Here is a 25,275-nt window from a genome sequence, read left to right as displayed (position 1 = left end):
GATATTCATTATTCATTCCTATAACATAGTGCAATTAATTCTTAAACAGTAGGGGAGCCAGTTGGTGCAAACTGCGGCGCCAGGTCTGAAATTCGTGGGCTGTATTCTCGGAGATATATGAAACCGAATTGTACCCGGCAGCTTTTAGGTCGGCCGCTGCTTTCTTCACGCCATCGGGCCTTTCTTTGCTGCCACAGCTCAGGAATACAAGTTTCGGCTTTGCTTTGTCTTTGAGGTCTTCCGGAGCGTAAACGCCACCACTGAGAAGGCCATAGTACCCAAAAATGTCCGGCTTGTTGAGGGTAATCATTCTGGTTTCCATCCCACCCATCGACAAGCCGGCCATCGCCCGGTTATCCCGGTTGGCCAATGTGCGGAAATTAGCATCCACATAAGGAATTAGTTCCTGGGTGAGTACCGTCTGGAAAGGATCAATACTGAAATCCCGTATTCTGCCCCACTTTACTTCGTTGGTCATGCCGTAAGTCATTACAATAATAAAAGGCTTAATTTTACCTTCAGCGATCAGGTTGTCCATAATCAGATTGGCACGTCCCTGGTTACTCCAGGCCGTTTCATCCTCTCCCCAGCCATGCTGTAGATACAACACCGGATATTTTTTCGATTTGTCCTTCTCGTAGCTAGGAGGAGTGTAAACAAAAGCCCGACGGGAGGTACCAGTACTTTTGGAAGGAAAAAGAATCTGCTCCACCTTGCCGTGAGGAACGTCCTTTAACGCATAAAAGTCCTGATCGTGCGCGGGAATCTCAATACCACTTTCCCAGCGGACGGAACCGTAGAAGTTCAATGCACCGGGGTCATTAAATTTACCGCCGTCAATCTTTACGTTGTAGTAATGAAAGCCTTCATCCATAGGGCCTTCGGTAGTACCAGTCCAAAAACCGTCTTCGCCTTTGGTGAGGATAGTGCCACCTCGTCCGCCCAGCCCCAGACTTACCCTGACACTATCGGCCAGGGGCGCCTGAATACGGAACCTGGCATAGCCCTGCGAATTTACCTGCGGGTATTCCTGCCCGGGCTGATTTAGGGTAGATGGTTTAAAATCTTCCTTTATAGAAGGCTGGCTTTCCTGTGCCAGGCAGTTTACACTGAATAAAGCGGCTGCAAACAGTGCTATTAAAGTTTTACAAATCATTGGTTTAGTGTTTTCGGTGAGAAAAATAAGGGTTCACGGGATGTGGATTCATTAATATTGCCTGTCTCATTTATTTGAATATGGCCTGTAAGGTGCTTGCTAAATACTGTTTGCAGTTCATCCAGGTATGTCCACCCGGTACAATAATCGGCTCCACTTTCAGCTTCTTTTCTTTGAACATCGCAATATTTTGTTTTACCGGCTCATACAAGAAATCTTCCGTACCGACGCTGACCGTAAATAGCTTTAGTTGTTTGTTTAGCTGATCTATATTAGGCGACCAATCGGTAAAGTTCTTTTTGAATTCATCCGTAGCTGTATATGGCGCATAGGAACATATATAAGCAAACTTATCTGGATTGGTTAATCCAATATTGAGCGTCTGTCCGCCACCTACAGAAAAGCCGGCAATGGCCCGGCCTTTGCTTTCTTTTAATACGGGATAATTAGCTTCCACAAAGGGGATAATGTCGCTGATCATATCTTTCGTAAAATCAGGCATTGGGCTTGGTCGTACGTTGCCATAGGGCATCACAATGATCATGGGTTTGGCTTTGCCCTGTGCGATGAGGTTATCAGCAATCAGGTTCGCCCGGCCTACTTTTGTCCAGGTTTCTTCCGTATCCGAACCACCATGAATCAGGTACAGTACCGGATATCTGGTTTTACCATTGGGATTGAATCCTGGCGGGGTGTATACCAGTAAAGGCCGGGTAGTGCCCAGCGTAGCAGATTTGTAATAGTGGTAGCTGATTTTTCCGTGCGGCACATTTTGCAGGGAATGTACAAGTGGCTTATCTCCGGGTATATCGACTATGCTGCGTTTAAATCGCTCGTTCGCAAAAATATAGGTATTACTCGGGTCGGCTGTTTGCACACTATCTACCCAGAAACTGTAGGGATAAATATCCGGGGTAACTGGTGGCACGGTTACGCTCCAGATGCCAGCCGTATCTTTGCTCATCGATACGGGAGTTTTCAGAAACTCACCGCTCAGGGTTACTTTACTGGCCTTCTTCGAAAAATAGCGGAAAGTAATGCGCTTGTCAGCATGTACTTCCGGCGAGTTGAGGGCTGGTGGCCGTTGTGCCTTTGAAATCAAGCTCACAAACAGTAAAATAGTTAGTATAGGAAGGAAGGTTTTCATTAGTTTCAGATGAATGATTGAAATTAACTGTACTTTATTTTAGTGTTTGCCTGAGTTTATAAATTCCTGTTCGCTTCTCAGGCTCTGTGAATCTTTTGTGGGAAAATCAGCAGGTACAGGATACGTTACTTTACCCGTTGCCAGCCATTCCGTAACCCTGATTACGGTAGTTTGATACCCGATACACCGGTACGCTGGGGGATAAACTTCGCCTTTCCAAAGGTGACCCAAACTTGAATTGTATACGCGTCCCTTCCCATAATTAACTGTCCATTCGACTGGCCACATTTTGCGGGTACCAGTACTATCATAGGCAAAGGATAATACCGTCATGTTTTCGGCTGGACCTCGTGGAAAATAATAGACTTCGGTATTGGCTGTTTGCCATTGGTCAGGATAATTTTTATTGATCGGATGCCGGTTGAGAATCTGAATGACGGCATTAAATCTGTCATCATGACCGGTGCCCTCCCCCTCTCCTGGTGGAATACGGACGATTTTTTTGTCTGCATCAATTTCCAATGCATAGCCTCCATTTTTTTGCCGCCAGCCCATCCCAATCATTTTATCGTACTCTTTCCAATGCGGAAATGCATTATTGGCCGAGTGAAGAATATATAACCCTCCTCCGTTTTTTACATAGGCTTCCAGTTCCTGTTCTGCCTGTCTGGGCCATCGCAAACGCTGATTTTGTATATTGTTGGTATTCTGGACGATTACGTCATATTTGTTAAATTCAGGCCTCCAATCTTTCCGCGCAATGCTATCAGAAGGAATGGTCGAAATATATACTTTAAAACGCCCGCTTCCTTCCAGTATCCACTTCGTTACTGCAGTAGTTTGTTGCCAGTCGTGATTGCTAAATCCATCAACAATTAAAACATCGATACGATTCGCTTGCTGGGTAAAACTGAAATTTGAATAAAAGCCCGAAAGAACGATAACTATACAAGCGCCAAGAATTGATTTAGTTTTCATAGGCCCGATCAGATTTTTTATTTAAAAAGCAAGGGAGCAGTTTCGGCCAGGTACTTTTTAACATTCATCCACGTATGCCCACCATCCGTGATCAGGCTTTTAAAATTCACATTCTTTGCCTTCAGGTAGTCCATAAATTCAAGGGTTCCTTTGTATAGGAAATCTTCACTGCCTACACTTACCCACAGCAGTTTGAATTGCTTGTTGGTGTTTGCTGAGTTTGCACCGATCTGCGGAAAGTTGCGGTCCATTTCCTGGGGTGACAAATACGAACTGTAACTGCATACCCAGGCAAACTTGTCCATATTTCCAAAAGCGGCCCGTAAGGTTTGTCCGCCACCGCGGGAAAAGCCGCCAATAGCCCGGTTATCACGATTATTGATTGTGCGGTAATTTTTCTCTACATAGGGGATTACATTAGTTAACAAATCCGTTTCAAACGCTTTGGCCCGGCTCACCGCTTCCGCATCGTCCCTTACCACTGGGTCGGCAGGTTTGGGTTTTCCGGTTTGCTCGGCTACCCTGGCGGCAATGTTGCCATAAGGCATCACAATGATCATGGGTTTGGCTTTGCCTTCGGCAATCAGATTATCCAGAATGAAGTTGGTTTTGCCTACTTTAAAATAGGTTTCTTCCGTATCGGTTGTGCCGCTGATGAGGTAAAATACCGGGTATTTTTGTGAAGTGTTTTTAGTATATCCAGGCGGCGTGTAAATCACCAGCGATCCGGTGGTGCCGGAAACTGAAGGATAATATTCATACGAAACGGTGCCATGCGGAACATCTTTCAGGGCATGCACCAGAGGTGTATCGCCCGGCACATCCACCAGACTGGCTTTAAACCGTTCGTTAGGGAAGAACGCTACATTGGCCGGGTCCATTACGGTAACGCCATTCACCTGAAAACTATACGGATAAATATCCGGCTTAACTGGACCCACGGTTACACTCCAGATACCGGAAGTATCTTTGGCCATGGGCACTGCCGAAGATCCAAACTGCCCCCCATTGAGCAGAACTTGCTGTGCAGATGGAGCCAGATAGCGAAAGGTAACGGTTTTGTCGGCATTCACCTGCGGCGATACAACCAAAGGACCTCGGGGTGGCTGCGCGAACGAAGCCTTAGCCAGGAAAAGCAATAAGAAAGCTGCTAAGCGGATAAATAAAGGTGTTTGCATAAGCATATGTATTTAGGAACAGGTCAGCCAGATCACTGGGTATAAAGATGTTTGTTTCATTATTCTATTCAAGGGGCCCGATCAGCTCCACAAAATTTCCATCCGGATCTTGCACCAATAAAAAGTGTGTATCCTTGCTCAGTGGGGTGGGTGTAGTTCCCAGGAAAGCTACCTTCTGTTGCTTTAATCTTTCGATGATGGGCTTCAGGGATTTTACCTGAATGGTAATATACTGCATACCGGTATCATCCCCAATGGTTTTCTGAGTAGGATGCTTGGCTTTTTTTCCAAAGCTCATCAACTTCCATTCATTGGCATCGGGACTGTTTTCCAGCTTTAATACCGTTACCGAAACTGCTGTTCCGTCGGTAAGACCTGAACGTTTGCCAAAATCTTCATTAATCGTGAAACTCCCGGTTTTTACCATGCCAATGCCCTTGACATAAAAGTCTAAGGACCGGTCTATATCCGAGACCACTACGCCAATACCAATTTGTTTACTGCTGAAGTTCGATTGAGCAAAGGCAATGGAATTGATTAATAGGGTACAAACGATCAGGGAGGTTTTTATCATCAGTTTATTCAAATTTGAATTATATAATTTAATTTCCTCTTTCAATTCTCAAAAATGGCATTCCTTCTTCTGTTCAATTACTGAGCTATCAGGGTATACACTTTGCCAGGTTGCGTAGGGATATCATAAAGCAAGGTTTCTTTCAATCTCAGAGCTGTCACATTGGCTTTGTCGGAAATAACAGGAGCCGGAGTAGATTCGGTGAAATAGAACGGATTGGGATTTTGTCCGGAGGCATTTTTCAACGCTCCTCCTTTGCTTAGTTGTAAGGCATTTGGAACCCGCAGGCGCAGGTTTCCACCAAGCGTAGATTTGATTTCTACCTTTGTTAGTTTTGCCCCGTTCCATTGCATAGTCACCACTTCAAAACCACCTTGTGCCCGTATTCCACTAATGCTGCCTGTAGGCCAGACATCGGGTAATGCAGGAAGTAAATGAATGGCCCCATCGGCACTTTGCATGAGCATTTCTGTTATACCGGATGTACAACCAAAGTTGCCATCAATCTGAAAAGGTGGATGTGCATCAAACAGGTTGTTGTAGGTTCCTCCTCCGCCCGGATTCGTTCCTAAGGGCGTGAGTTGATTTTGGATTAATTGATAGGCATGATTTCCATCCTGCATTCTGGCCCACCAATTCACTTTCCATCCCATACTCCAGCCAGTTGATACATCGCCCCGGTGAATCAGCGTTGTTTTAGCCGCACTGAACAATTCCGGTGTTCGGTAGGCAGAGATCTGATTAGAGGGAAATAAACCATACAAATGCGAGATATGGCGGTGATTGTCTTTTGGATCATCAATATCTTCCAGCCATTCCTGCAACTGGCCATACTGACCAATATGCATAGGCGGTAGCTGGCTGAGCATTTGCTTCAATGTATCTATAAATGCTGCATCTTGTTTTAAAATTTCTGCCGCCCTGATCATTGTACTGAAGACATCAAAAGCAATCTGATTGTCCATAGTTGTACCGGCATCCAGCGAAGACTCGCCGTGGGCTTTGGGGGCGTTTTCAGGAGAAGTGCCTGGAGTAACCACCAGCCACTTATATTTGGGATGTTCTACCAGATAATCTACATAAAACGTGGCTGCCCCTTTTAAAATGGGATAAACGGATGCCAGAAATTTTTTATCTCCATTATACAAATAATGTTCCCACAAATGCTGACTGGTCCAGCCGCCACCTGCTACCCACATTCCCCAGAGAGCGCCATCAATAGGTCCAGTAATGCGCCAGATATCGGTGTTGTGATGGGCCATCCATCCTCTGGTTCCATACATCACCCTGGCTGTTTCCTGCCCAGCCTCCGACAGTTCTTTTACCATTCGCAGAAAAGGTTCATGCAGTTCAGAAAGGTTGGTTTTTTCAGCCGGCCAGTAATTCATCTGGGCGTTGATGTTGATGGTGTATTTACTATCCCAGGGTGGTTTCATCCGATGGTTCCAGATGCCTTGCAGATTGGCTGGCTGTCCACCGGGTTGCGAAGAAGAAATGAGCAGATACCGACCATACTGATAGTACAAAGTAACCAGCTGAGGATCGTTTGCGGTACGGAAATTTTTCAAGCGCTGGTCAGTAGGAAGCTTAGCTGCTTCAGTAGTGCCGAGGTCCAATGTTACGCGGTTGAAGTATTTCTGGTAAGCAGCTATGTGAGGACTAAGAATAGCCTTATAAGATTTACCATAGGCTTTTTCGAGATAGGTAGCCGCTCTTGCCTGCTCATCGCCGTTAATGTCTTTGTAATTATTAAAATTAGAGGCAATGGAAATATAAATAGTTGCTGTGTTGGCACCTTTTATTAGAATCGTGCTGTCATTGGAAGATAGGCTTCCTCCATCAACTTTAATACGGGCTATGCCTTTGAATTTTACCATACCTTTTACTCCTTCATGGTCAGAAGTGGTGCCAGAAATGGTTAGTTCGTTTTTTGAAGTAGCTTTAATTTGAGCGTTCGTCTGAGGTGTAGAGAATGAAGCAGAAAACGAAAGACTACCCTGTTTATTTGCCGTTAGTTGCATAGCAACAACCTGATCGGGAAAAGACGTTAATATCTCCCGTGTATACGTCACTCCACCTACTGTATAAGTTGTTTTAGCTACCGCCCGTTCAATATCCAGCTCCCGGAAGTAATTGGTATAGGTTTCATGTCCATTAAATGTCAGGTGAAGGCTGCCAACCGGCTGAAATAGCTGTCCATGCGATTTTTTGGTAAGGATGCTTTTATTAGCCAGGTCTTCAGCTTCTTTTTGTTTGCCATCAAAAATCAACTGCCGAGCCTGGGGCAATGCCGCCAAGGCGTCCGGATTATCATTTCTATTAGGGCTGCCAGACCAAACGGTGTGTTCATTGAGCTGAATGGTTTCCTTTTCCACATTTCCATAGACCATAGCACCCAGCCTGCCATTCCCAATAGGCAAAGCATTTTCCCAGGTAGTACCAGAAGGTGTATCATACCAAAGTTTTAAGCCTGGGGTATTCTGGGAAAAGCCTGAAGTTGCAATCGAGAGTAAAAACAAACAAATCAAATGCTTCATTATTTGAAGGTATTAGTAGGTTTAGGCATGAATATCTTTTTAAATGGTAGTTTATTATAGTTAACAGATTGCCCTCTTTAGGGCATCTCAATCATAGCTTTAATTACACCACTAGCCGGATTCAGCCAGGATTTAAATTCGTCAGCTACCTTATCAAAAGGTACCCTATGCGTGATATAGGTTGTGGGATTGATCTCTCCCTTTTGCATAGCAGCTATCACATGGGCAAAGTCCTGCCTGGTGGCATTACGGCTACTCATCAAGGTGGCTTCCCGTTTATGAAACTCCGGGTGAGAAAAAGATATTTCGCCTTTCTGCAAGCCGATTAACACATACCTGCCCCCATGTGCCATATATTGAAATCCCTGATTGATCGCTTTTAAACTTCCCGTTACATCAAAGACCACGGTGGGCATATCGCCATTGGTAATTTCTTTTAATTGCTGAAGCACATCCGGAGAAGATGCATTAACAATGTGATCTACCTTCAGTCTTTCTTTACAGAACTGGAGACGCCCTTCATTTATGTCAAGTGCAATTACTTTTCCTCCGGCTATCCGGGCAAATTCCATGGTGCCTAAACCAATCGGGCCTGCACCCACCACCAGTACAAATTCGCCTGGCTCAATAGCAGCCCGGCGAACTCCATGTGCGCCAACAGCCAGCGGTTCTACCAGCGCTAAAGCATCAAGTGGCATGCCCTGACCATGTACAAGTGCGTAGGAGGGTATAGAAAGATACTCTACCATGCCGCCATCTATGTGAACCCCACTTACCTGTAGGTTTACACAGCAATTGGATTTACCCGAACGGCAGGCAATGCACTGTCCACAGTTGAGGTAGGGTATAAACGTTACGGTTTCACCTATTTGAAAACCAGTTGCCCCGTCTGCGTCTACTAGTTCTCCGGCAATTTCATGACCGAGAATGCGCGGATAGCTGAAGTAAGGCTGCGTTCCTTCAAAGGCATGCAAATCTGTACCACAAACCCCGATACGGGCTATCTTAATAATTGCGTTCCCCGGTTTAAGAACAGGTTTTTCACTTTTTCGGTATTGAAAACTACCTGGCGTAGTACAAACAAGGGTTTGCATGGTTAAGAATTAGGTATGAACTTACTAACAGAATAGACTTTGGCTTTGTAACCGGGAGCCACTCACAAGTTTTCAGCAGTATTTAGAACTATACAAAGAAAAACTATTTCAATAGAAAGATATACTGAAAAATTATCCAGATATTCAGCTATTTTAACATCATTTTGTTTAGATAATCTAACTTTCGTGTATAAATATCATAGTGTATGAAACCCCAGCTGTTGAAGATTCCTACCGGATCTGTGTATTCCTTTAGTGTCAGGCAGGATAAATTGCCTAACATTAATAACCATTGGCATTACCATCCGGAAGTAGAGTTGATCCAGTTTCATAAGGGAGGCGGTACCCAGTTTGTAGGCGATCATATTAAGCGGTTTAGTGCAGGAGATATTGTGCTGGTTGGGGCTAACCTGCCTCATTACTGGCGTTATGATGATAGGTACTTTGAGGATTACAGCCAGGAAACACCTTACTCAACAGTGATTCATTTTACAGAAACTTTCTGGGGCGACCGGTTTATGAATCTACCTGAAAACAAGTCATTAAAATCTTTATTAGAAAAGGCGAAACGAGGAATTCTCCTTTCCAGCCAGGCTAACCCTCTGGTCGGAAAACACATAGAAAAAATATACTACTCACAGGGATCTTACCGCATTATTTACCTGATGGAATGTTTACTGGCCATTGCTGGTTCACAAGAAGCACAAGTGCTTTCTTCCATAGGGTTCCAATCTAATTTTTCGCCGGCAGAAAATGAGCGCATCAATGCTATTTACGAGTATACCCTGAAGCATTTCAAGCAAAAGATTGCTTTAGAAGAAATTGCTTGCGTAGCCGGGCTTGTTCCCAGTTCATTCTGCCGGTATTTTAAATCGAGGGCAGGCAAACCATTTTCACAGTTTTTAACAGAGATTAGAATTGGTTATGCGTGTAAACTGCTATTGGATGAACAAATGAGTGTAAAGCAACTTTGTTATGAAAGCGGATTTAATAACTTCACCTGTTTTCATAAAAACTTCAAGGCCATCACCGGCAAAAGTCCTCTGGATTACCAGAAAGCTTATGCCAGTAAACATGCTTAGTGTGGAAAGCAGTAATTACAGATGTATATCTTTTCTATACAAAGCAAATAAATTGAAAGCGGCAGATTCTCTAATCCATCAATCATTTTGTCAGTACTGAATCCTTAGAAAGCTGAAACCAGCTCTCTAAGTCCTGACTCTGTTGCATTATTTTGCTCAAAGCAATGGCATACATATAGTTTTAATACAATAAATTATATATAATATTAAAATGGAAGTATCGAATAAACAGGCTTAAATATCGCATTTATATAGCTATCTATAGAATAGAATGGATAAATACAAGTATTCTTGCTTACTTTACTTTGATCTATAGTCACATATTAGAAGATCAAAATTGGTAAGGCTAACAAAGAAAATATACGTTGTGTGCTTTCCTTTGGGAAGATTATCAATAAAATGGGTTTTCCTGAGCTGATATTATAAAACTCTTATAGGCAAGAAAGAGCACTTTCATTTCAAAGTTATTTTATTGAGGCTATGCGTAGAATTTTTACTACCCTCTTCCTGATCATCCTGATAGCTTCATCGGTTCTGGCCGAAGTTCCCAAGCAGGACCCGATACCAAAGATAAAGCCCATTCTCGAACAGCATTGTTTTTCTTGCCACCATGATACGAAAAGGTCCGCTGGCATTAGCCTCAAAAATATATTCATGGGCATCAACGACACTAAAGCCCTGATGGTGCACGACGGCAAGGTATGGATGAACGTAGTGAAGCAGATCCAGAGTGGAGAAATGCCTCCCCGCACAGAACCACGAATGACCCAGCAGGAACAGGATACTCTTGTGAAGACCATTAATGAGATTCTCTACTCTTCATTAAGTGCCAATAATCCGGGAAGGGTGGTGATGCGGCGGTTAAGCCATAGTGAGTATCAATATTCTATTTTTAATTTAGTAGGCGTATCGTATGATGCTGAAGCTAAATTTCCCTCAGATGGCTCAGGCGGAGCCGGCTTCGATAATTTTGCCAGCACCTTATTTCTGACACCGCTAAAAATGGAGCGGTATTATGAAGCAGCGGAAGAAATTATGGATGAGGTAAACGCCAAGCCTGAACTGTGGCGCAAACTCGTTCCTCAAACCTATACCGAGTCTATCTGGCAACGGTTTGTCAACTGGGTTTCTGGCCTCTTTACAAAAATAGATCCTTCAGAAGGAGCCATAAAACAGGCGGCTGAGGTAATCGTGCCTTTTGCCAGTCAGGCCTATCGCCGGTTTCTGACGCCCGAGGAAAAGCAGAAATTATTAACTCTTTTTAGGAAAGTGTATGAGGGTAGTGATCCAGATGATCGTTATTCCATAGCCATAAAAGAAACACTGAAAGCGGTGCTTGTGTCACCTAATTTTTTATACCGTTATGAAGAGGAACAGCCTGTGCCGGTAGATCATCCCTATCCCCTAAGCAACTTTGAACTAGCCTCCCGGTTGTCTTATTTTCTTTGGTCTACCTTACCCGACAAGGAACTATTCGAAGCCGCTTACCGCCAGGATTTACACGACCCGGCAGTCTTAAACCGGCAGGTCAGGAGAATGCTGCAGGACCCCAAAGCCAGACGTTTTGCAGAGAGTTTCTCTACCCAGTGGTTTGGTATTAGCCAGTTGCAGGAAAATAATCCGGTAGATCCTGGGCGATTCCCGGAATTAACTCCTTCTCTGCGAAATGCTATGTATCAGGAAGTGGTAGAGTATTTTTACTACGTGCTCACGGAAAGAGGCAATTTCCTTGATCTTATTGATAGTGATTACACTTTCCTGAATGAGGAACTAGCCAGGCATTATGGAATTGAAGGTGTAAATGGTTCACAGATGCGAAAGGTAACGATGCAAAACCGGAACCGGGGGGGCATCCTGGGGATGGGCAGTGTGCTCACCTCTACCTCGTTACCGCTCCGGACTAGCCCGGTATTGCGAGGGAAATGGGTTCTGGAGGAAATACTAGGTACCCCGGCTCCACCACCTCCTCCCGATGCCGGAGAACTACCAGAAGAGGCATCATCGGATAAAAATGCCAGTATTCGTGATCTGCTTGTGCTGCACCGTTCTAAACCTGCCTGTGCAGGCTGCCATCAGAAAATGGACCCCATTGGATTTGGGCTGGAAAATTTTGACCCAATTGGCCGCTGGCGCAGCAGCTATGGTGACAGCCCAATCGTAGTAACCTGGGATACTTTACCGAGTGGAGAAGTGTTTAGTAATCCTGCCCAACTCAAGAAAATACTAGTAACAAAGGAGGATGAGTTTGCCCGCACCTTGTCCGAAAAAATGTTCGTCTATGCGATTGGCCGTAATGTAGGCTTCACAGACGAACTTTATATGCAACGAATGATAAAAAATCTCAAACAAAACCGGTTCAATCCTGAGAAATTAATTATAGAACTAGTGAACCTGGAGCCATTCCGCTATAAGGTGAATGACAAAACAGAAAAGTTTAAGGTGGCAGGAAAATAAGCGTATTGAAAACAAATTTGAAGATATATACATCAATGAACCGATACGAGAAGCCTGGTTTACGTTAAAGAATAGTTTAACCGGAAAGGGTAAGTAAAGTGATCAGGTAAAAAAAATAGAAACAAACAGATAACCTTATAAATCTTTATAACTAGTATGAGTAGCACATGGCATATCTCCCGCAGACGGATGTTAAAAGGCATAGGGGCCAGTATCGCCCTTCCGTTTTTACAGGCTATGGTTCCTCCAGGAATGAGCGCTTATAATATGCCTAAAAAGCCGGTACGGTTTGCATGCCTGTATATGCCCAATGGCGTGAACAAAGATCACTGGACGCCAGCTAAGTTTGGTAAAGACTTTGAGTTAACGAGTACGCTAAAGCCTTTGGAGAAGGTGAAACAAGATATTCTCGTACTAAATGAACTGATGAATAAGGGCTCCATCTTTCCGGGCGCAGAGGGACATTTTTGCAAGACGGCCAACATCATGACCTGCAAACCTATTTTGAAGACTACCGGTGAAAATATTAACAGTGGGGGCATTTCTTTCGATCAGCTCATCGCTCAGCAAAAGGGTCAAGACACGCTGTATGATTCTCTTCAATATGGTATGGAACGGATCAACTCAGGGGTCTGTGGAGCCACCGGGTTTACACGCTTATATGCTGCAAGCATCTCCTGGAAATCCCCGACACAGCCTTGTACCCGGGAGATCGATCCACGCATGGCCTTTGACCGTTTGTTCCGGGGCGTTATGCCAGTTTCTAAAAAGCGCGATGAAACCTGGAAGCAGAGTGTACTGGACATGGTGCAGGACGATGCGCATGCGCTGCAACGTAAACTGGGCCGCTCCGACCAGGATAAGCTGGAAGAGTACCTGGAATCGATTCGCTCCCTGGAAAAACGTATTGACAACGAAGAGAAGTTGAAAACTTTTAATCAGCAGGTAACCCCTAAAATCAAGAAAGAACTGGTTGGCCTGAATTTACGGATTGATGAGTTCAAAGAACAGTTTGTAGGGGTAGACATTACCGAAAAGGTGCGGCAGATGCTCGACATTATAGCGCTTGCCTTCTGGAGCGATGCTACCCGGGTTACTACTTTTATGTTTGGTAATGCAGCCAGCAACCGCAACTTCTCATTTTTGAAAGGCGTGCAGGGTAGCCATCACCAGATATCCCATCACCAGAACCATGCCGGCGAAATGGAGCAATACCGCAGAATAAACGAGTTTTATGTGGCCCAGTATGCGTATTTCCTCGAAAAACTTAAATCTATTCCCGATGGCGAGGGTAATCTGCTCGATAACTCTATGATCATGTTTACTTCCGGCTTACGGGATGGTAACTCTCATTCGTCGGTTAATATACCCGTTATTGTAGCCGGCAAAGCAGGAGGGCGGCTGAAAACTGGGCAGAACCTTCAATTTAAAAAAGAAACTCCTTTATCCAATCTTTATCTTTCTATGGCCCGTGTGCTAGACATGCGCTTGTCGAGCTTTGCCGATAGTACTGGAGAATTGAGTGATATGTATGCGTAGTAGTTTAATACAGAAGTTACTAATCCGGCCTGTTTCAATCCGGAAAATAGATATTCCTTATAGGTTCCTTCTCTTGCCTCTGGCTGTGGCAGTACTATTTCTTCCCCTCTGGAAACCGGCTGAAGGCAGAGTGCCTGACTTTGTATATTGGATAGGCCGTTTCCACCCATTGGTAGTGCATTTTCCGGTAGTACTCGTGCTACTGGCATTGCTGTTTGAACTAGGCAGGCGAATTAAAGTCCTGCGAACCTCAGTCACTACTATTCGGGTATTGCTGGCTCTTGCGCTGCTTGGTTGTGTCGTCTCGCTGGCAATGGGGTTTTTGTTGTACTATACTGGTGAGTATACTGGTGCGGTTATGCAGGGACACCTGTGGGGAGGAGTATTACTTACTTCGGCCATGGCAGTGGCTTTTTTTCTCTTTTTAAACTTTCAGCAATACCGTACTCAAGTCTACTATAACAGTTACCTTACTTTATTAGCAGTAGCCAATGGAATACTCCTGTATACAAGCCATCAAGGAGGATCATTAACCCATGGGAGCGAATATCTTACCGAGTATACGCCCAAATTCAATTATGGAGCACAGGCAGTATGGGAGCCTAAACCAGTGGAGAAGATGCTGGTATTTAATGATCTGGTGGTGCCTGTGTTAAATAAGAAATGCATGAGCTGCCATAACGAAAACAAATCAAAGGGCGACCTGATCATGACTTCCTATGCCTACCTGCTCAAAGGAGGAAAAGGGGAGCATCCGACATTAGTGCCTGGTTCGGCGGAAAAAAGCGAGATGCATAAGCGGGTGCTTCTGCCCGTAGACGATGATGACCGTATGCCTCCAAAGGGCAAACCTTCGCTGACAAAACAAGAGGTAGACCTGATCGCCTGGTGGATAGATCACGGCGCAGACACCACATTACGGGTACAGGAAATGGCTTCCGAGGTTCAAATAAAGCCTATGGTAGTGAGTTACCTAAAAGAACTGGAAACACAGCAACGGACTAGTTTCCTGCAACAACAAAGCCTGGAGAAATTGTTGAAAGAACTGCCAGCCAAAGATAATCTAGTATTGCAATTGGATTCTTACGAGGAGAAAGGTATTAATCTCTCCATGCCATTTCCGCTGGTAAGCTTTAAAGACGAAGATTTACTGGCAGTGCAGCCACTGTTTCCCAGTATCACAAAAGCTTCTTTTATGGGAAGCGATATTACCGATGATGCCTTGTACCATGTAAGTCAAATGAGTTCTTTGCGTGAACTATACCTGCAACAAACTCAGATAGAAGGCATCGGCCTCGTTCATCTTTCTTCCCTGAAAAACCTGCGCTTACTGGATCTTTCCAAAACCAAGATTAATGACGGGCAATTGTTACATATCCTGCAATTGCCGAACTTGGAAGAGTTATTCTTGTATGAAACCCAGGTATCTAAAGAGGTGGTGGAAGCCATCCGTAAAAACAAACCCCATTTAGATCTCCGGTTGGAACGAGGGAAATTCTTTTAACAGTGGCAAGCTGGTAAATAGCATTAAAAGCTTGATCAATAAAGACGCTTACGTATTAGTGGCCAAAAAACTAAACCTGTATTGCACCGACAATGAAAAAATTAATTTTGGTTCTTTTCCTCTTCTCCCACGTATTAGCAGTTGCCCAGAATAATACAGAAACCTATCCTCAGGACCCGGCTTCTGTTGAGCAGGCAGGTGTGCCCAAAGGGGAAGTACTCAAATTAATTTTTGAAAACTCTGCCATTTTTCCGGGTACCTGGCGGGAATACTGGGTTTATGTTCCGGAACAATACGATGGAAAGAAACCAGCCTGTGTATATGTAAACCAGGATGGCTTACAATGGAATGCCCCCACGGTGTTCGATAATTTAATTCACCAAAAGGAAATGCCAGTTACTATTGGGGTGTTTGTAACCCCTGGCAGAGTACTTGCAGCCAATCCAGATGCTGCCCTGGACCGGTTTAACCGCAGTTATGAGTTTGATGCATTAGGAGATAGCTACGCACGCTTTATTCTGGAAGAAATTTTACCCCATGTAGAACAGCAGAAGACGGCAGATGGCCGCTCAATCATACTCTCTAAAAATGGAAATGACCGGGCTATTGGCGGATCAAGTACCGGAGCAGTCGCCGCCTTTACTGCCGCCTGGGAATGGCCGGGGGAATTCTCCCGGGTATTTAGTGTAGTGGGTACATTCGTGGGTCTTCGGGGCGCAGATCAATATCATACCCTGATACGGAAAGTAGAGCCCAAACCTTTACGGATATTTTTGCAGGATGGTACCAACGATTTACATGTGTATGCCGGTGACTGGTGGAAAGCCAATGAAACCATGGAAAGGGCTTTAACCTTTGCCGGCTATGAGGTAAATCATATCTGGGGAGAAGGCGCACATAATAATCAGCATGGGAGGGCTATTTTTCCTGATGCAATGCGGTATCTGTGGAAGGACTGGCCAAAACCTGTAAAAAAAGGAACAACGGCTAATGCGGCCTTAAAAGATATATTAATTCCTGGTGAAGAATGGGAATTAGTAGGGGAGGGGTATAGCTCTACAGATGGAATTATAGCCAATGCGGCAGGAGAAGTTTTTTTTCAGGATATTCTTACCAACAGAACCTATAAAGTAGATAAGAATGGAATCGTAGGTTCTTTTACATCTCCGGCAAAGAAAGCCCGTGGTACAGCTTTTGGGAAAGATGGGAAACGCTATATAATGTCAGCCATTACCCGGAAAATTCTTAGCTACGATTCACAAGGAAAAGAAACAGTAGTAGCCCGCCTGATAGCAGGTAAGGATCTGGTGGTAGCACATAATGGAAATATGTATGTTACGTCGGCTGATGAAAAAGATACCTCTGGCAAAATATATTTGATAAAGCCTGATGGAGAAAAGATACTTGTAGATGAAGGCGTAAAATATGCAGGTGGTATTACCCTTACTCCTGACCAGCAGCAATTATACGTGACCGAATCCACTTCACATGTCGTCTGGATTTATCAGATACAACCAGACGGTAAACTTGCTTATAAGCAAAAGTATGGCTGGCTGCATACCAATGAGTACGATGAGTATGTCTCCGGAGCAAATGGCCTGAAATGCGATTATAAAGGCCGGGTTTATGTAACTACTAAAATGGGCATACAAGTACTCGACCAGATCGGCAAGACTCAGGCTATATTACCAGTTCCAGGTGGAAATGCTTCTGATATTTGTTTTGGAGGTCCTGATTTTAATACTTTGTATGTTACTGCCGGAAATAAAGTTTACCGCCGGAAGTTAAATGTTCGGGGAGTAAATACTTTTGAAGCTCCCTTTAAACCAGCAAAGCCCAGCCTATAATAGCGAAAACCAGCCGTGCAAATGATTCATTATTTACTGATTTTTCAATAGAAATCTATCCAATTCACACTTTATTAACATGCCATAAAGAAAAATATAAGCGTGCATCGTAGCGTATTTAAATAAGGAATAACCCCAACAAAATAGTAAACATTGCTTACCACCTGACATTATCTCACTTCTTATGAAAATATATATACTGTTCCTTTTCTTTTTCAGTCCAACTTTGGTACTGGCACAAGCTGGTAAAGCCACTAAAAATATCTCCCACAGTAAGCAGTTTGTACTTTTCGATGTTGAATTTACCTATACCAAAGAAGAGGCAGACAATTCCAAGCCAAGTAAGTCGCATTATTATGTAACTGGCAATAAGTTGAATCCCCAGCGTCCCAAAGACTGGACCTCACCAGTAGATTACCGGAATGGTACAGTACATATCCGCCTGGAAGTATTGGAGAAACCAGCCGGAGGTGAACATGCTACCTGGAGCCTGTGCTATATTCCTAACAAGGGGCAGGGCAATGGGTATGGCTGCACAAGCACAGGTCTGTATTCGGAGAAGGGAGTATATGAAAAAGATATTGCCATGACCTCTTTCTGGGAAAACGAAGCTATCATCTGGTCAGAGGGAATTAAGCAAATGGACCTGGTTATCAAAGATAATAGTGGTGGACAGGGGCATGCACACAAACGGTCTGATGCAGAGAAGTTCTTTCCAACCAAAGTTCGCATCACCATGGTGCAAGTAGCCGCTGGTTCAACATATGATCCAAGGCTGGTTCCTAATCTACCAGATTAATAGCCAGATAGACGTTCCCCAGTAAAAGTGAACTCCAAGTGAAGAGCGATTGTAGGATAGCTATATTAGGACTGATGTGATCAGACACACTATAAGTAAAACCAAAGGAATTAACTTAACTAATTCCTACTATAAAACCGAAATGCCTATACCAAAAGAGAAAAACAATTGATGCTTTGCAGCTTGCCTCTTTGAACTTATTTGTAAAAGTCAGGCAGGGGATTAAGTGTCGTATTTTGCCTCTGATGCCAATAGGGGTAGATAGCCGGCATTTCACTTGCAGCATCTAATTTCTTTACCTGCTCCACAGTAAGTTTCCAGCCTACTGCTTCTATATTTTGCTTTAACTGCTCTTCATTACGGGCCCCGATAATAATGCTACTAACCGTTGGACGTTGCAATAGCCAGTTAAGGGCTACCTGAGCCACAGTTTTTCCTGCTTGAGCAGCCACTTCATCCAGGGCATCAATGGTATTGTAAAATACTTCCTGATTGACTACGGCTTCAGGAACCGGACTCCCGCCTTGTGCTACCCGGCTATCAGGAGGCAAAGCTTGATTGCGGCGGTACTTGCCAGTTAACCGGCCTGCTGAAAGGGGAGACCAGATAATACCTCCTACTTTTTGATCCAAACCAAGTGGCATCAGTTCCCATTCATATTCTCTATTGGCCAGGGAATAATAGACCTGATGCGCTACATATGGGCTCCACCCATACTTTTCTGAAATAGCTAACGATTTCATCAGATGCCACCCTGAAAAGTTGGAGGCAGCTATATAGCGTACTTTTCCGCTTTGCACCAAATCATCCAAGCTACGTAAGGTTTCCTCTACCGCTGTATTTCCATCAAAGCCATGCATATAATAAAGATCTATATAATCGGTCTGCAAGCGTTTGAGGCTACCCTCTACTTGTTTGGTTATATGGAAACGGGAAGAGCCCTGGTTGTTAGGACCCTGCCCAAAAGGAAAAGTAGCTTTTGTGGAAACAAGCACTTGATTCCGCTTTCCTTGTAAGGCTTTACCTAATATCTGTTCGGAGAGGCCTGTAGAATATACATCTGCCGTATCAAACATAGTTACGCCTGCCTCCAGACAAAGATTGACCATACGGTTTGCTTCCTCTTGCTGAGTGCTTGCCCAGGCTTTAAAAAAGTCGTTACCTCCTCCAAAAGTGGCTGTGCCAAAACTCAGCACTGGCACCTGCAGTCCGCAAGAGCCTAATTGTCTGTATTCCATTTAATAATTAGTTTTAGTTCTTTAGTAAGAATCTTTTATGGATTAGAATAGAAGAATATTTATTGCCATCCGTAGCTTTTACACAAGATATCTGTTATAAATGGCTCCCCAAGGTTCTCTCATCTGTCGTGAGAGCAACTGATTAGCTGCAAAGTTATTAATAAAACGTTCCTGTTCAGGATCCCAATCCAGATCCTGCTCCAGCATCATCGCAATATTTCCAAGATGTGAAATGGTAATGGACCGATGTCCTGTTTCTGCCGGAGCAATAGTAGCTTTTCTTGATAGCACGCAATCGATAAAGTTCCGGTAGTGATTTTCACTCTTATAGAGTTGATCTTCGTCTTCCTTAATGATTGTATCAGCTAATTTTGGTGGAAAAACCTTGTGACTGCCCCGAGTGGCCCATACTTCTCCTTCACTTCCCTTAAAGGTAACTCCAAAGTCTTTACCGCTCTGTACGATTAATGTCACCCCATTCTTGTAGATACATTCAAAGTAAAACTCTGTAGCTGTATTCCAGATTGGATGAGTAGACCAGATAGCTTTGGCATTGCGGATTTTTACAGGACCGGTATTATCTGTATTCATTCCCCACTGAGCAATATCCGGATGATGCCCTCCCCAATCCGTTACCATCCCACCAGAGTAGTCCAAAACCCATCTGTAGTTTACATGAGTCCGGGAAGGGCTGTAAGGGGCAAAGGGGGCAGGTCCCAGCCACATTTCATAATCAAAGTCTTTAGGTACGGGTATAGTCTGGGTTAACTGTCCGGTTTTTCCAAAGTCAGGGGTGCCTGCAGGCAGGCCACATACCACCGTTTTGAGCTCTCCTATCCTGCCATTGCGGGTTAGTTCACAGATGCGTCTAAAATTTGAATCTGATCGTTGCTGGCTGCCTGTTTGAAATACGATGTTATATTTTTTTGCGGCATTACTCATCGCTCTTCCTTCAGCTACTGTAAGGGAAAGGGGTTTCTGACAATAGATATCCTTGCCTGCCGCAGCTGCCATCAAAACAGGAATCGAGTGCCAGTGATCGGGGGTTACTACTTCCACTGCATCTACCTCTTTTAAGTTGAGGACTTCACGAAAATCTGCATAGCCTCTGCAAGCTTTATATTTCTTACCAAATTTTTCAGTGTAGAACGTATCTACTTTTCTCATGATATACTCTCTGCCCCCTACCTTTCCGTCCCAATAGCCGGTACTTTCTTTATTGACATCACAAATAGTCGTGATTTGTACTCTGTCATCGGTTAAAAAGCTACCCACATCATTCTCCGCCTGATTCCCGGCTCCAATAAAGGCAAGATTGATCCTGTCTGAAGGGGCTACATGCCCATTTTTACCTAAGGCTGAAGCAGGAATAATGGTAGGAGCAACAAAGATGGCAGAAGCGGCTGTAGCTGTTTTTTTAAGGAATGATCTTCTATTTGTGTTTTTCATAGGCTAAGCATCTTATGTATGTCGTATTGCAAGAGGTAAGTATTTTAAAGATCGCTACTGCTAGTTTAAGCTTGGGGTTTTACTCAATTTGCTTTTATGAAACAGTTAAAGAGATTGAACAATAATTTCATAAATACTCTAAAAAACTGAATTCGTTCCAATATAATATATATAAATGGGTAAAACCTTTTTGCATTGTTGTATTTACTTCACTGTCTTAAAAGTTGCTCCTTTACAGAAAGAAAACAACCTGAATTTAAAACCGAGGTAACTGAATTAGTAGATGAAATCAAACAATTGTATAATTTTAACAGCATTACTCTACTGACTTTTGTACCCCAACATAAGGCTATTCATTATATAATCGTACAATTTAAGGAGTGGCCAAAACCTTCCTGAGAATGAAATAGAATTATCAAATTTAGCAAAACTTATCACCGAAAAAGTAAAAAGTGCTGTCCAAAACGATAATGCGTTTGAATTATATAAGATTGTGTTTTATTCAAATGATTGTATACATACCAGTATATAGTTTAGGTTGTATTGAACAGATGAATGTATTTTTTATAATCCGAAAGGGTAAAAAGGATGGAAATTACGCATAAAAATAATGAATAGCCTCTGTATCTATACACAATGGCACCCTTTCACCTTTGCTTAAAAAAGCGTTTGTTGTATGAAATGTAAGTTGAAGCCGTTTGTCTACCGAGGCTACTACCTGATAATAGGCCCCATAATAACTTATTTTAGAAATAGTAGCTTTCATATGAAAGCATTCAGAAGTACCCAGGTGGATATGTTCAGCTCTGATACAAATCAAGGTATCTTTAGGATAAGGCATGCTTTTTTTGGTCTGGAGCTGCTCTTTCATGTAGGGTATAAGATCTTGTGCTTTTACTATGGTACACGTACCAAAAAACTGGGCAGTATATGGGGATAAAGGTTGTTTGTAAATTCCTTGAGGGGTATCTGCCTGGAGAATTTGTCCACTTTTTATAACCGCTATGGTATCTGCCATCGATAAGGCATCACTTGCCTCGTGGGTAACCACTATGGCTGTCGTATGGCTTTTTGAAATAATATCTATTAAATCTTCTTTCAGTTGTCCTTTCAGCCGCACATCCATATTACTGAAGGGTTCATCCAGCAATAATAACAAAGGTTCATCGGCTAAGGCCCGGGCAAGTGCGGCTCTTTGCTGCTCTCCCCCAGACAATTCCCTGGGATATCTATCTTGCAGATGAGTTAATTTGCATAGCTGCAGCATCTCGCTGATTCTTTCCTTCTGGAATGATTTGCTATACGCTCTCAATACGTATTCTATATTCTGGTAAAGGGTGATATTTGGAAAAAGACGAAAATCTTGAAAAAGTAGTTTTACCTGTTTATGCCCCGGCACTAGATTGAATGATGGCCCTGTAACTGGTTTTTCCTCCAGAAGAATTTGCCCAGAATCAGTCTCTTCTACGCCTGCTAGGAGTTTGAGCAGCGTAGTTTTACCACTTCCACTTTCTCCCACTATAGCTAAAAGCTTTCCTTTGTCTACTTCAAAAGAAATATTGGATAGGGCATTACCAGATTGATTTTCATATTTCTTAGAAACGTTTATTACTTTCAGCAATTTTTCCATGCGGCAAAGCTAATCAAAAGGTCAATCTATGGGCAACTTCTGGTAGGGGGTAATGCAAGGAGGTTACTGGCTTGCAGCGTACAAGCAAAAGACTTCATTCTGTGGAAAATTTACTTTATCCGGCGATAGTAGAAAATTGTCAGGAATGGATCTTTTACCATACGCGAAGTAAAATGTATTGGTAGTTATACCGAATAGTATAAAGAACCTTCCATAGATGTTATATGTTGATCAAGTATGGGAAGAGTAACCAAAACTGAGCTCATCGAGAGTGCCGAGCAGTTGCTGAAGATGAGCAAAAAAATAGCCCATCCGCTAGCCGGAGCCAGACTGCGGGCTTTTTACCTCTACAAGAGTGGGCAGGCTAAAGCGTATGGACAAATAGCTGCTGCCGTAGGCTATGAGCGTCATGCAGTGGGCCAGTGGTTCCGGCTTTACAAACAGAAAGGGCTGCAAGCCTGTCTTCAGATAGATCCGGGCGGCCACAAAAGGGCATCACAGATTGCAGGTAAAGTACTTGAGCAGTTGAAGGCAAAGCTTGCTGATCCAAACAACTATTTTACTTCTTATAAGCAAATCCATGAGTGGTTGCACACGGCGCATGGCATTGATCTGAGCTATGAGCATGTACATTGGTTTGTCCACCGACAGCTGGGGGCAAAGCTGAAAGTGGTTAGAAAGAGCAACCTGAAAAAGGATCTAGCCTATGAGCAGAAGTATAAAAAAAACTAAACTTGGTGCTCACTTTCCTCTTACAGCGCTACTATGCTCCTTTGGCTGCCAAAGGGGTAGTCAGCCATTGGAAGGTGTACTATCAGGATGAGAGCCGCTTTGGTTTGATGACTGTTTTGAGAAGAGCCATCACCCTTGCCGGCATAAAACCGGTAGGAGCCTATCAGCACCGCTTCATCTACCGCTACTGCTATGGATTGGTAGAACCGCTGACAGGAGATCACTTCTTTATTACTGCCCCACAGGTTAACACGCTTTACTTTGAGTATATGCTTGAGGAGTTTAGCCGCCATCAACCGCAAGTGTTCAAGTTTATCTTTGTAGACAAAGCAGGCTATCACCGGGCAAAAGCCTTGCAAGTGCCCCAAAATATCCGCCTGGTGTATTTACCTTCTTCCAACCCTGAACTCAATCCGGTCGAAAGGCTGTGGGGGATATGAAAAACAAAGTAGCTTTTCACAACTTCAGCCATGAACAAGAACTGGAAGCCTGGATCACTAATACGGCTAAAAGTTATGGGCAAAGACAGATCGCCTCTCTAACCGGATACCCTTACATTTTAGAAGCCATCAGCAAGATTACAACCTCTATGGAATAGCCTTCGCCCTATTTGGTATTAATTAAACAGAAATGTGATGGTTTCTTTTTGGTTTTTATCCGAAAAACAGGCGGACTCACTCATTTTAGCCCTGGCAATATCGAGGGAAAATATATTTTTATATTGGACAGGATAAGGTCGGTTCGGAAATGGTGATTTCCTAGCATTACCTGCTATTATTTTTATATGAAGTGCTTTATTGTTTTTTTTCTGTTTCCAAAACAGGCATTGAATTATACCATGCTGTTACTTTTTGAGCCATTGTTTTAGCTCTTTCGGCATGTACCTCTGCCAGATTTCGATGCTCACCCGGATCAGTAACGATATGATAGAGTTCTAGCCTGCCTCCGTCATAATCACATAAAAGTTTCCACTCGCCTTCACGTACTGCTAAATCAGGAAGATTTTCAAATCCGTAAAAATTCTTCCGGTCGGGGGGCGGCTGTAAAAGATGGGCGCCCTTCGGGAGGTGTCAGATTGACCAAGCATTGTTTGTAGCATATTCTCTCCATCCGTTATTGCGTTATCAACAACTTTTGTTCCGGTAAATTCAAGTAAAGAAGGCTTTATATCGATAGCAGAAAAAAACGATGCTTTGTTTTGTGTACCTTTTACTTTTTCATTCATAAATCCGGGGCCCCAAACAAGTAAGGAAGAACGTATGCCTCCTTCATAGAGATGTGTTTTATAGCCTTTCAATTCTCCTGCTCTTCCAGCTCCCAATTCCGGGCCATTGTCGGAACAAAGCACAATTAAGGTATTATTGCGTAATTGTTCATTGGCCTGAATATAATCGAAAAGTTTACCAAACTGTTGGTCCATGGATTTGAGCACGGCAAGGTACAATTCTCTTTTATCCGCTTCTTTGGCTAATCCAGATTGTTCAAATGGTGGCCAGTAAGGGCTATGTACATCGTCAGGCCAAATATTTACATAAAACGGTTGTTGCGTTTGATGGGCTTTGCCAATAAACTGTATGGCTGCATCAATAAAACCTGTGGTTATCTCCGAGCGTTGCATCCAGGTAAAGGGTTTTCCCAGGATTTCAGCCTCTTGCCAGATCCGTCCGACTTTTCCGGTTTCATCTTTAGTAAGCGGGAGTAATTTGGCTCCCATCCCTTCAAAATTGGTGAGTGACTCGTCAAATCCATATTCGCTGATTAGTGGGGCATCGGCTACATCGCGTTGCCCACCCATATGCCATTTTCCAAAATGCCCGGTAGCGTATCCCGCCTGGTGCAGGCTTCGCGCCAAACTGGGAGCAGAAGGTTCCAAGTAGTTGGCAATACCTCTTTTACGGTTTTCCTCCCGGTAGGAGAGGTAAGAAGTAATATTCCACCGTTGTGGGTAAGTTCCGGTCAAGATAGCTACCCGTGAAGGCGAGCAAATGGGGGAATTGACGTAAAATTGTTCAAAACGGATACCTTCCAAAGCCAGCTTATCAATATTTGGCGTTTGTGCATCCACATTTCCAAAACAGGATAAATCTGCCCATCCCATATCATCAATCAATATGAGAATAATATTGGGCTTAGTATTATTTTTATGTGTTGCACATCCGCCTAGATAGAATATGGTATAAATAATAAAAAGGAAAGGTGTTTTTTTCATAGACAATCTTATTATTAATGAAGCAGCGTTTGCTAAGGAATAATTCCTCAAACTGCTACGAGAGAAATTTATCTTAAGTCAGCATATTTCATAGTAACTACCTCTTTGGCAAGTATTATTTCCGCTTG

20 protein-coding genes are annotated in these 25,275 nt (G+C 43.5%); 9 read left to right on the top strand and 11 right to left on the bottom strand.

Annotation, left to right across the window (positions count from 1 at the left end; genetic code table 11):
• Positions 1-34: 34 nt before the first annotated feature.
• The 7 genes from GXP67_RS36070 to GXP67_RS36040 all read right to left on the bottom strand — a co-directional run bounded on the left by GXP67_RS36070 (position 35) and on the right by GXP67_RS36040 (position 8,664).
• Complete coding sequence (locus tag GXP67_RS36070) at positions 35-1,156, bottom strand: alpha/beta hydrolase-fold protein (RefSeq protein WP_162447624.1); 1,122 nt, start codon at positions 1,154-1,156, stop codon at positions 35-37.
• 70 nt (positions 1,157-1,226) lie between these two features.
• Complete coding sequence (locus GXP67_RS36065; protein WP_162447623.1) at positions 1,227-2,303, bottom strand: esterase; 1,077 nt, start codon at positions 2,301-2,303, stop codon at positions 1,227-1,229.
• 39 nt (positions 2,304-2,342) lie between these two features.
• Entirely contained in the window at positions 2,343-3,281 is a 939-nt protein-coding gene (locus GXP67_RS36060; RefSeq protein ID WP_162447622.1) for a ThuA domain-containing protein, read from the bottom strand.
• A gap of 17 nt (positions 3,282-3,298) precedes the next feature.
• Positions 3,299-4,459: an esterase gene (locus GXP67_RS36055; protein WP_232064807.1), complete on the bottom strand. Its 1,161-nt coding sequence runs from the start codon at positions 4,457-4,459 to the stop codon at positions 3,299-3,301.
• A 64-nt stretch (positions 4,460-4,523) separates the two neighbouring features.
• Positions 4,524-5,033: a VOC family protein gene (locus GXP67_RS36050; protein ID WP_162447620.1), complete on the bottom strand. Its 510-nt coding sequence runs from the start codon at positions 5,031-5,033 to the stop codon at positions 4,524-4,526.
• Between the two features lie 77 nt (positions 5,034-5,110).
• A complete protein-coding gene (locus GXP67_RS36045; RefSeq protein WP_162447619.1) occupies positions 5,111-7,570 on the bottom strand; it encodes a glycoside hydrolase family 95 protein in 2,460 nt (819 codons plus the stop codon).
• Positions 7,571-7,647: 77 nt separating this feature from the next.
• The gene (locus GXP67_RS36040) at positions 7,648-8,664 is read right to left on the bottom strand and encodes a zinc-binding alcohol dehydrogenase family protein (RefSeq protein ID WP_162447618.1); all 1,017 of its coding nucleotides are present in this window, start codon (positions 8,662-8,664) and stop codon (positions 7,648-7,650) included.
• 206 nt (positions 8,665-8,870) lie between these two features.
• On the opposite strand from GXP67_RS36040, the gene GXP67_RS36035 reads away from it, so the two are divergent.
• The 6 genes from GXP67_RS36035 (at position 8,871) to GXP67_RS36010 (ending at position 17,889) form a co-directional block, all read left to right on the top strand.
• The gene (locus tag GXP67_RS36035) at positions 8,871-9,746 is read left to right on the top strand and encodes an AraC family transcriptional regulator (RefSeq protein WP_162447617.1); all 876 of its coding nucleotides are present in this window, start codon (positions 8,871-8,873) and stop codon (positions 9,744-9,746) included.
• Between the two features lie 480 nt (positions 9,747-10,226).
• The gene (locus tag GXP67_RS36030) at positions 10,227-12,200 is read left to right on the top strand and encodes a DUF1592 domain-containing protein (protein WP_162447616.1); all 1,974 of its coding nucleotides are present in this window, start codon (positions 10,227-10,229) and stop codon (positions 12,198-12,200) included.
• 156 nt (positions 12,201-12,356) lie between these two features.
• Positions 12,357-13,739 carry a DUF1552 domain-containing protein gene (locus GXP67_RS36025; protein ID WP_162447615.1) on the top strand — a complete coding sequence of 461 codons (1,383 nt, stop codon included), beginning with the start codon at positions 12,357-12,359 and terminating at the stop codon, positions 13,737-13,739.
• Positions 13,732-15,243, top strand: coding sequence for a c-type cytochrome domain-containing protein (locus GXP67_RS36020; RefSeq protein WP_162447614.1), 1,512 nt, complete (start codon positions 13,732-13,734; stop codon positions 15,241-15,243). The genes GXP67_RS36025 and GXP67_RS36020 overlap by 8 nt, the downstream gene beginning before the upstream one ends.
• A gap of 92 nt (positions 15,244-15,335) precedes the next feature.
• Positions 15,336-17,090, top strand: coding sequence for an SMP-30/gluconolactonase/LRE family protein (locus GXP67_RS36015; protein WP_162447613.1), 1,755 nt, complete (start codon positions 15,336-15,338; stop codon positions 17,088-17,090).
• 184 nt (positions 17,091-17,274) lie between these two features.
• Positions 17,275-17,889: a hypothetical protein gene (locus GXP67_RS36010; RefSeq protein WP_197901616.1), complete on the top strand. Its 615-nt coding sequence runs from the start codon at positions 17,275-17,277 to the stop codon at positions 17,887-17,889.
• Positions 17,890-18,086: 197 nt separating this feature from the next.
• Here GXP67_RS36010 and GXP67_RS36005 read toward each other — a convergent pair whose 3' ends face one another.
• The 3 genes from GXP67_RS36005 to GXP67_RS35995 all read right to left on the bottom strand — a co-directional run bounded on the left by GXP67_RS36005 (position 18,087) and on the right by GXP67_RS35995 (position 22,206).
• Positions 18,087-19,127, bottom strand: a complete 1,041-nt coding sequence (locus GXP67_RS36005; protein WP_162447612.1) for an aldo/keto reductase — start codon at positions 19,125-19,127, stop codon at positions 18,087-18,089.
• A 78-nt stretch (positions 19,128-19,205) separates the two neighbouring features.
• A complete protein-coding gene (locus GXP67_RS36000; RefSeq protein WP_162447611.1) occupies positions 19,206-20,576 on the bottom strand; it encodes a Gfo/Idh/MocA family protein in 1,371 nt (456 codons plus the stop codon).
• A gap of 595 nt (positions 20,577-21,171) precedes the next feature.
• Positions 21,172-22,206, bottom strand: a complete 1,035-nt coding sequence (locus GXP67_RS35995; protein ID WP_162447610.1) for an ABC transporter ATP-binding protein — start codon at positions 22,204-22,206, stop codon at positions 21,172-21,174.
• 237 nt (positions 22,207-22,443) lie between these two features.
• On the opposite strand from GXP67_RS35995, the gene GXP67_RS35990 reads away from it, so the two are divergent.
• From GXP67_RS35990 to GXP67_RS35980, 3 genes are read left to right on the top strand one after another with little or no spacing between them, the layout of a single operon-like run.
• A complete protein-coding gene (locus GXP67_RS35990) occupies positions 22,444-22,938 on the top strand; it encodes a helix-turn-helix domain-containing protein (RefSeq protein ID WP_162441766.1) in 495 nt (164 codons plus the stop codon).
• Between the two features lie 5 nt (positions 22,939-22,943).
• On the top strand, positions 22,944-23,378 hold the full coding sequence (locus GXP67_RS35985) for a transposase (protein ID WP_162444148.1): 435 nt from the start codon (positions 22,944-22,946) through the stop codon (positions 23,376-23,378).
• Positions 23,375-23,536 carry a hypothetical protein gene (locus tag GXP67_RS35980; protein ID WP_162444147.1) on the top strand — a complete coding sequence of 54 codons (162 nt, stop codon included), beginning with the start codon at positions 23,375-23,377 and terminating at the stop codon, positions 23,534-23,536. Before GXP67_RS35985 ends, GXP67_RS35980 begins: the two co-directional genes overlap by 4 nt.
• A gap of 390 nt (positions 23,537-23,926) precedes the next feature.
• On the opposite strand, the gene GXP67_RS35975 is transcribed toward GXP67_RS35980, so the two are convergent.
• Positions 23,927-25,147, bottom strand: coding sequence for a sulfatase family protein (locus tag GXP67_RS35975; protein WP_232064804.1), 1,221 nt, complete (start codon positions 25,145-25,147; stop codon positions 23,927-23,929).
• Positions 25,148-25,275: the final 128 nt, after the last annotated feature.

The organism is Rhodocytophaga rosea (assembly GCF_010119975.1).
GTDB classification, from domain to species: domain Bacteria; phylum Bacteroidota; class Bacteroidia; order Cytophagales; family 172606-1; genus Rhodocytophaga; species Rhodocytophaga rosea.
This window is presented reverse-complemented; position numbering and strand designations above follow the sequence as displayed.